Source organism: Aeromicrobium sp. (assembly GCF_036675695.1).
In the GTDB taxonomy this organism is placed as follows: Bacteria; Actinomycetota; Actinomycetes; order Propionibacteriales; family Nocardioidaceae; genus Aeromicrobium.
In genome coordinates, this window is sequence record NZ_JAKFEL010000193.1 from 1 (window position 1) to 7980 (window position 7980).

The 7980-nt window shown below is 65.8% G+C and carries 9 protein-coding genes; 4 read left to right on the forward strand and 5 right to left on the reverse strand.

The window, feature by feature from the left end:
• The coding region (locus V6M39_RS12380; protein ID WP_332644121.1) for a hypothetical protein at window positions 1-373 on the forward strand (373 nt) is incomplete at its 5' end.
• Between the two features lie 101 nt (window positions 374-474).
• Here the strand turns inward: V6M39_RS12380 and V6M39_RS12385 are convergent.
• The 5 genes from V6M39_RS12385 to V6M39_RS12405 all read right to left on the reverse strand — a co-directional run bounded on the left by V6M39_RS12385 (window position 475) and on the right by V6M39_RS12405 (window position 4837).
• Window positions 475-723 (reverse strand): MarR family winged helix-turn-helix transcriptional regulator, encoded by a 249-nt coding sequence (locus tag V6M39_RS12385; protein WP_332644122.1) that lies wholly within the window; start codon window positions 721-723, stop codon window positions 475-477.
• A 186-nt stretch (window positions 724-909) separates the two neighbouring features.
• Window positions 910-1266 carry a hypothetical protein gene (locus tag V6M39_RS12390; RefSeq protein WP_332644123.1) on the reverse strand — a complete coding sequence of 119 codons (357 nt, stop codon included), beginning with the start codon at window positions 1264-1266 and terminating at the stop codon, window positions 910-912.
• Between the two features lie 86 nt (window positions 1267-1352).
• Complete coding sequence (locus V6M39_RS12395; protein ID WP_332644124.1) at window positions 1353-2054, reverse strand: maleylpyruvate isomerase family mycothiol-dependent enzyme; 702 nt, start codon at window positions 2052-2054, stop codon at window positions 1353-1355.
• Between the two features lie 608 nt (window positions 2055-2662).
• Complete coding sequence (locus tag V6M39_RS12400) at window positions 2663-3409, reverse strand: MlaD family protein (protein ID WP_332644125.1); 747 nt, start codon at window positions 3407-3409, stop codon at window positions 2663-2665.
• A 174-nt stretch (window positions 3410-3583) separates the two neighbouring features.
• The gene (locus V6M39_RS12405) at window positions 3584-4837 is read right to left on the reverse strand and encodes an AAA family ATPase (protein ID WP_332644126.1); all 1254 of its coding nucleotides are present in this window, start codon (window positions 4835-4837) and stop codon (window positions 3584-3586) included.
• A gap of 87 nt (window positions 4838-4924) precedes the next feature.
• On the opposite strand from V6M39_RS12405, the gene V6M39_RS12410 reads away from it, so the two are divergent.
• From V6M39_RS12410 to V6M39_RS12420, 3 genes are all read left to right on the forward strand, one after another.
• Window positions 4925-6151, forward strand: coding sequence for a tetratricopeptide repeat protein (locus tag V6M39_RS12410; RefSeq protein WP_332644127.1), 1227 nt, complete (start codon window positions 4925-4927; stop codon window positions 6149-6151).
• 208 nt (window positions 6152-6359) lie between these two features.
• Entirely contained in the window at window positions 6360-7247 is an 888-nt protein-coding gene (locus tag V6M39_RS12415) for an NYN domain-containing protein (protein WP_332644128.1), read from the forward strand.
• 238 nt (window positions 7248-7485) lie between these two features.
• Complete coding sequence (locus V6M39_RS12420) at window positions 7486-7686, forward strand: hypothetical protein (protein WP_332644129.1); 201 nt, start codon at window positions 7486-7488, stop codon at window positions 7684-7686.
• Window positions 7687-7980: the final 294 nt, after the last annotated feature.

Genomic DNA, 7980 nt, shown 5'->3' on the forward strand with positions numbered 1-7980 from the left:
GCAGGTCCGCCTCACCACCGGCGGCATCGTGCAGCTCGAGACAAACGAGCACCCAGCCGGTTCGTACACCCTCGTCACCGACCGAGGAGGGCCGCAGGTGCGGCGGATCGCATGGGAACCCGGATCCTTCCTGCAGCTGACCACCGACGGCGTACGCCACGCCGTGACCTCCAGCGAAGCGGACGGCACCCGTGTCGCGATCTCCCCCGTCTCCAGTCGTGATGCGGACCTGGCCGTCCAGTTTCCCGACGCCGTGACGGCCAGCTTCCGCAGTCACCACGATCTCGTGGCCGTCTGGGACCTGTCCGGCCGGATCGTTGTGGCCGACCTGGAGAACCGGCAGGTCCTCGGCAACTTCCGTACTCGCCTGTGAATGGGGCGAGGCGGAGTCGCCTACGGCGGACCGATGGTTGTCCCACTCCGCCGCGTCTGCATCGGGTCGGAACTGCGCGCCCACCTGCCGATGAGCGCTGACTACGGTTCCGCCACGAGCGCCAGTGCAGCCCGTCCGGCCACGGTTGCTCGGACCCACGTCCGGCCGTCGTGGCTGTGCACCTGATTGACCAAGTCTTGCTTCTCCATCCAATCCAGCTGACGCTTCAACTGCGGCTTGGTGAGGTGACAGGACTCGCTCAGGTGCGAGCCCGTCGCCTCGCCTCCACACGCGACGATCGCTCGTAGGAGTTCGATCACCTTCGGCGTGATCTCAGGGGCGTCAGGCACCATCGCATCCTGTACCGGACGGCGTTCGGACTGCAATGAGGTTTGGCCGGTGCAGGCGCACTCATCTGCCGCCGTCGGGACGGAGTGGCTGAAGGGGGCGAGAGCACGAGGCTCACCTAACGTCATCGCCCGACCAAGCAAGTGTCCGCCAAGGCGATCGCCGGCAAGACTGCTCGGCACCTGTTCTTAGTAGACCTGCGAGTTGTGAGGGTCGAACCTGACCAGTCCGCGCTCGCGAGCCTTGGCGTCGACCCAGGTCACGTCTTCGGCCGTGGCTGCGCCGCTGAAATGCAGCATCAAGAATGGACCATGCGCCGAAGGTCGAATCGGCGAAAGAGCCCACGGGGCGTCATCGGCGTCGAGAGGCCACCGACGCTCAAGATCGGTGATGAAACGGTCGAGAGCGGCCGTGGGAGGGACTACTTCCCCGCGCATCTCGTTGACCGCGTCGAGAAGCCGATCGAAGGTGGCCTCCGCGGCGGCGTCATCAACGGGCCGCGGGCCGTCCCACACGGCGTAGTCAAAGCTCACGAGAGCAATCATGGCAGCGCTGCTCCGCATCGGCCCGGCCGCTGGGCTTGGGGTGCGGGAGCGCGGGGGGAAGTGCCCGGGCATGCTGCATTCCACCGCTAGGGGACGGTAGCCAGGAGCTTCCTGAGCCTGCCGTCCAGCCAGTGCGCGTCCGGGAGGCGCCCGACAGTCGCCTCGATGAAGTCCTCGGGTGACAGTTCGGTTCGTCCGCCCTCGCTCTGCACCACAACCAGGTCGTCGCGGGGCGTCACGGTGATCGGCCGCTCGAGCTCCTCAAGCACGAACCGTCCGAACACGACCCTCCAAGCGCTCCGCTCGCGGCGATCCTCCTCCGGAACGACGACGTAGATGTCGTCGCCGTGGGTGGCGTACTCCACAGCGAAGTGGAAGGTTTGCAGCCACGACGGGTACGCACCGACGCTGGTGTCCACTGACCCATGGCGCCCTCGCGCCCGCAACTCTTGACGATTGGCCACCTGGGCCTCACGCCACTCGCCCACCAGCTCGTCGGTCGGCACGTCGGCGTAGGCCTGGAGCTGCCAGTCGTTGAAGGCCACGACGTCCACTGCACCGGCCTGTTCGGCCGCACGGAACAGGTCGCCGACACCGTTGTCGAGGTTGGCCCGCGTGTAGTCCTCCAAGCCCATGAGATGCCCCAGCATGTCCCGCACGGTCCAGCCCGCGCAGCGGCTCGACCGGTACCAGTCGGGCTCGCTGGTGAAGAGGGAGTGGACCCGGTCAGCCTCACGATCGAGCAGGTCGAACGGGTCGAGCCCGTCAAGGATTGACTCCTCAGCCATGGTCCGACGTTACTGCCTGTCGCTTCGCAGCGGTGGGTGCTGCGCCACTCCGAGGAAGCCGCATCCCGCGGACGCCTTCGATCTCGGCGATGCGCGCCTCCGTGAGCCTTGGCGGGGGAAGGGATCGTCACGCGAGGGATCCAGGACCGCAATACACGGTGCGGCATTCCGCCGCGACTCGGCGCCCAGAATGACCCGATTGGCTCCGACCAGAGGGATGGCGGCGCGATCCGTCCGCAACTGCCGCAGGGCGTGCACGCGCAGCGGCAGTTGCCGCTGCCGTCACGGTCGCGGAGATGCGTAATAGATCCCAGCCGACCAGCGCGATATCGCCATCTGCGATGACCTCACGCCCCCACCACCCGTGGTCAGCAGGAGAGACGCTCAACAAGCCCCGCTGTGGTGCGACCTGGTGCGGCCGAGGGTCTCTCGCAGTGACCCGAAGCGGGCGAAGGAATCGGCATAGCCGGGGTTGTTCTCCGCATACATGCGCACGAGTCTGCGCGGCGCCGCGATGTCGCGGGCCAGAGGAGAACGAAGCGCCGTTACGAGGTGGTTGGTGCAGCCGAGGCGTTCGCAGCTGTCGATTGACAGCCCGATGGTGTGCCTTACTTTTCGAGGCCTGTGGCGAGTCGCGCGAGGCGGTGGACGGTGCTCTGGAACTGCTCTCCGTTTCCGGAGAGCTCCTCCAACAGCGGGATGAGGTTCACTGCCACCTGGTGGAAGACCTGGTCGCGGTCAGGGAGGTCATTGGCCAGCTCGGTGATCTCTTGGAGGAGTTGCGCGACGGTGCCCGCCTCCCCTTGCAGGACCTTGATGAGGGATTCAGCGAGGGCGTTGACGTCGGCAGGCTTGAGGACGGCGAAGAGGGGCCGAAACCCGTTGAGGAGAGCGGTCAGGTCGAACCCGGCGCTGGTCCGGGCGAACGGGATCAGCGAGTCTGCTGCCTGGATCGCCGCGTCCTTGCTCCCCGGCACCAGTGCGAGGTAGCGCTGACCGCTGAGGTTCCGGTAGCGCATGATGAGGCCGGTGGTCTCGGTCAGCTTCTGTTCCTGGGGCACCCAGAACGTGACGATGGCCTGGTCCCCCTCGATTGCGATCTTCTCGACGCCTCCGACTTTGACTCCGGCGATGCGTACATCGTCGCCGACGAGAAGACCGCTGACCTCGACAAGTTCGGCGCGGTACCTGGTGACCTCGGCGTCAACGGGGTCGACCGTGGTGTGGTCGAGGAGCGAAGCGGAAGACTGCTGCGAGGGCCCAGGCACTCGGGTGCTCGGATGATCCTGGTCGTGCTCACCTGAGGAACAGCCAGCGACTAGAACGAAGAAGCTGGCAGCAATCGCAAGGCGCATGGCGCGAATCATGGCATGAGGCGATCCCCGGCGTGGACGACCACGTTCAGATCGACGGACGGCCTCCACGATGCTCAGTCCGCCGCCTGGGACACAGGATCCAGGCGAGATGCCAGAGCCTCGCTCAACCTCCGCGCTGCGGTCGACAGGCTGACATCCGGAACGTCCGCGTGGCTAGCGGCGTCGGCGCTTGAGGTAGGCGGCGAGCTCGTCGTAAGCGCCCGAGTCGTTCCCGTACATGGCGTAGTTCTTGGCCGTCTCCAACCACTCGCCGATGCTCGGGCGAATGCTGCGCACGGCCTGCGCGAGCTGATGTTGGGTGATCGGCCGTACCGTCGCCGATTCGATGGATGCCTCCATCGCGGCCTCGGCCGCCTGCTCGCACGCGAGTGCCAGGTCGGCACCGGAAAGGCCGTCGGTGGCCTTCGCTAGTCCGCGGAAGTCGATCGATTCCGTCGGTCGTCCCCGCAGGTGGAGTCTCAGCACTGCCTCACGCGCTTCGAGGTCAGGCGGGAGCACCAGAACCGTGCGGTCAAGACGCCCCGGACGCAGCAGTGCCGAGTCCACGTCCCACGGGTGGTTGCTCGCCGCGAGCACGAAGACCCCCTCGTTGTCAGACGAGGCACCGTCGAGCTCGGCGAGCATCTGGTTGACGACGCCGCGCAGTGCGGCCCCGCCGTGTCGCAGGTGAGATCGCTTCTGGCCGAGCGCATCGATCTCATCGAAGAACAACACGCAGGGACGGTTGCGACGCGCCGCGTCGAAGATGCTCGACAAGTTGCGTTCGCTGTTGCCGACATACATGTCGAGCACATCGGACAGCCCGACCTCGTAGAAGTTGGCGCCCAGCTCACCGGCAAGGGCACGAGCGATGAAGGTCTTGCCGCAGCCGGGCGGACCCCACAGCAGCAGCCCGCCACGCAGCGACTTGCCGAACTGGACCCGCAACTCCGGATTGCGCATCGGAGCCAGAAAGGACAGTTCCAAGCGACGCTTCACGTCCGCCAGCCCACCGACGCCACTCAGCGTGATCGTGGCCTGAGACAGACGGCCTATCTCGGGCTCGACGAGCGCCTCGGACTCGACCCAGCCCTCGAGGAGCTCCTCAGCGGTGTCCGGAACCACCATCGCGAAATCCCCAGGTCCGTGGTGGGACTCGCCGCCGTCTCCCGGGGCCAACGCGTCAGCGAGCCTGGCGTAGCCGGCCGCCCGCGACGCCTGGCCGGCCGCGGCCGCGGCGGTTGCCGCGGTGCGAAGCGCACCAATGTTGTCGGGCTCCGCCGCCAGAACCTTCGCGGCCTCCTCGAGTGCTTCCTCGTCGCGACCCGCGCCCACGAGAAGCTCCGCAAGGTGGGAACGCACCGCATGGTTCGAGGGGTCAGCGAGAAGCGCATTGCGCAGGGCCTCGATCACTGCGTCCGTGGTCACCCGCCGCACGCTACTCGAACTTCCCCGATGCCACGCGGGCATTGGTCGAGGTCAAGTACGGTGAGCCGCCATGCGAAAGGGAGTTCGATGAACGACGGTGTAGGCACAGCACAGCGCGCACTTGCCCTGCTCGACCTCGGCCGCCCAGCGGAGGCGGAGCGACTGTTCCGCCAAGCCCTCGTCGGCGACCCCGCCAACGCTGATCTCCTGGGCCACCTCTCCCGGGCGGTTCTCATACAAGAGCGGTACGCCGAGGCGCGCGACCTCGCACGGCAGACACTCGCCGCTGACCCCGAGGACCTCAACGGCCTGCTGGTCCTCAGCGCGGCTTCGGCCGGCCTCAAGGAGTTCCCAGCGGCAGTCAGCGCCGTCGAGCACGCGCTGCGAATCGCGCCCGGACACCCGGCCATTCACCGACAGAAGGGCGCAGTGCTCATCGCTCAGGATCGAGCAGAGGAGGCACTCGCACCACTCGAGCGGGCGCGTGCCCTCGACCCCGAAGACGCCCAGACCCTCGCCACGATCGGTGCGGCGTACCTCGAGCTCCGTCGCTACAGCGAAGCCGAGCGCGCCATCGCCGAGGCACTACGTCTTGATCCCGACAGCATCCAGGCTCACCAAAACCGTGGCCTGCTGGAACTACGTCGCGGTGGAGGTAAGTCTGCGGTCGAGGCTCACCGCACGGCGCTGCGCCTGGACCCCACCGACCAATATTCCCGCGAGGGTCTCGCGATTGCGATGAAGTCTCGCAACCCGCTCTACGGTCAGTTCCTCCGCTTCGGTGACTGGGTGAACAGCCTTTCATCTGGTGCGCGCTGGACAATTCTGCTCACGCCAATCATCGCGAGCCGCATACTGCGACCCTTCGACGATCGACTGTGGGCACAGGTCACCCTCGCGATCCTCGTCGCCCTGGTCGTGCTCAGTTGGTCAATCGAGCCCTTGATGAACGCTGTCCTGCTGTGCAGCTCCTACGCACGCAACCTGCTGCCCAGAGAGACAAAGCTCGCCACCTACGCTTTCCTTGCCTACCTTGCTGCTGCTGCGTCGTCTGTCATCGTCGGGTTGACCGTCGAGTCCGACGCCGCTCTGATACTCGCCGGGTGCCTGGTTCTGTGGTCGATCAGCGCCGGGCAGACCCACTTGGTCGACATCTCCCGCCGCAAGATCGCAGTCCGCCTGCAGGTCGCTGGCGCGCTGATCGCCGCGGCTGCTGCCATCGCCATCGCGCTGGACGCCTCGTTCACGAATGCAGCGCTCCCAGTCTTCTTCCTTCTCGGCCTGGCGATGCTCTGGTTCACCGCGTTCGCCTAGCAGTCACCACCACCTCCGACCTCGAACAATTCTTGCCAGCCCGCGCGAGCGGATTGCGTCATACCGCCGCGTCGGCGCTTACCCAGTACGGCATGCACGTCGCCAAACCTGATCGAGACATGGGGGCCGGCCGCTGCCCAGAAGTCTTGGGATACCTAGTCGCCCGTTCCCGGCGGCGCCTGTCGTCAGCGGGTCGTAGGCTCGCGCCATGAGCGAACGGGTTGCTGTCTACATCGACTTCGACAACGTGGTCATTTCCCGTTACGACGACATTCATGGCAAGCAGGCGTGGCGGAAGGACGATCCGCGTAAGCGTGGGAGGTCCGCGACTCCGACAGAACCGATCGACGTGAAGCTGGCCACGGCCCAAGTCGATATCGGGGCAGTCATCGACTACGCCGCATCCTTCGGCAGCGTGTCGCTGAGCCGGGCCTACGCCGATTGGTCGGTTCCCGCGAATGCCGCGTACAAGGATGAACTGATGGGGAGAGCGCTTCATCTCGTTCAGTTGTTCACCGCATCTGGCGTCAAGAACGGAGCTGACATCCGGCTCGCCGTAGACGCTGTTGAGGACCTCATGCGCCATCCCGAGATCTCGCACGTGGTTCTTGTCGCCGGAGACTCCGACTATGTCCCACTCGCGCAGAGTTGTAAGCAACTTGGTCGCTATGTAGTGGGGATCGGCGTTGCCGGGTCGACAAGCAAGGCGTTGGTGTCAGCCTGCAACGAGTTCATCGACTACGCCCACCTGCCCGGGGTCACCCCGCAGCCGGAGGCCGACCAGGTAGTTGCGAAAACGCCGGCCAAGAAGTCAGTCACCAAGAAGACTCCCGCCGCAAAGAACTCTGCCGCCCGGGTCCCCCAAGCGGAGGAGGCAACCGACCTGCTCGTGCGTGCGATCCGGGTCGGTCTGCAGAAGAGCGATGACGACTGGGTCCACGCCGCCGGGGTCAAGAGCCAAATGCAGCGAATGGATCCGGCCTTCACCGAGAAGTCGCTCGGGTTCACTAGCTTCCGAGAGTTCGTCGAGTCGCGGAGCGACAAGGTGGCGTCCAAACTTCACACCAACGGGCAATTGACCGTACGGCTGGCCTGAACCAACGGACGCTTTCCGAGGTGCGTCACAGCGCCGCGTCTGAACCAGGTCGGAACCGCACGCACATCCCGAAAGTCAGGCATCGGCCTTCGTGCGTGACAATGACCTGATGGCCCACGACGAAGCGCGAGCCCGGTTCGTGGCGGCGCAGGCGACCGGGGACTCTTCAGCCTTAGCGAGAGCGTTGCTAGGAATCGTGCACGCAGATGACGACGCCGCTTGGTTGCAGGCTCGTTGTATGGAAATCGTCACTGACGGCGACCTGGGTCTGCGCCGACTGGCCGTTACTTGTCTGGGTCACATTGCCCGCATTCACGGCGTCGCGGGGCAGGAGGTAGTGAGCCTGTTAACTGGGCTCACGCATGACCCCGTGCTCGCCGGTACTGCTGAGGATGCACTCTCCGACGTGGCGGTCTTCGTCGGTCCCACTGCGGACTGACGCCTGCTCATGCCGCGTTCCGCTCGACCGTGACTGCGGACTCAACCAATGCGGTGGTGGCCGGGATCTGCTGCACGAATCGGTGCCAGCGGGCCTGGCCCAATTCCGTCGCGACACGGCACCCAGAATGACGGGCTCGTGGAGTGCGGACGGTGTTCCAGCGATCGAAGGGATCGTCACGATGGGGCCGTATGGCTAGGGTCGCGACAGTGACTCACTATGACTTGGCCATCATCGGATCGGGTTCGGGCAATTCCCTGATCGGTCCCGAACTCGCCGAGTGGCAGATCGCCA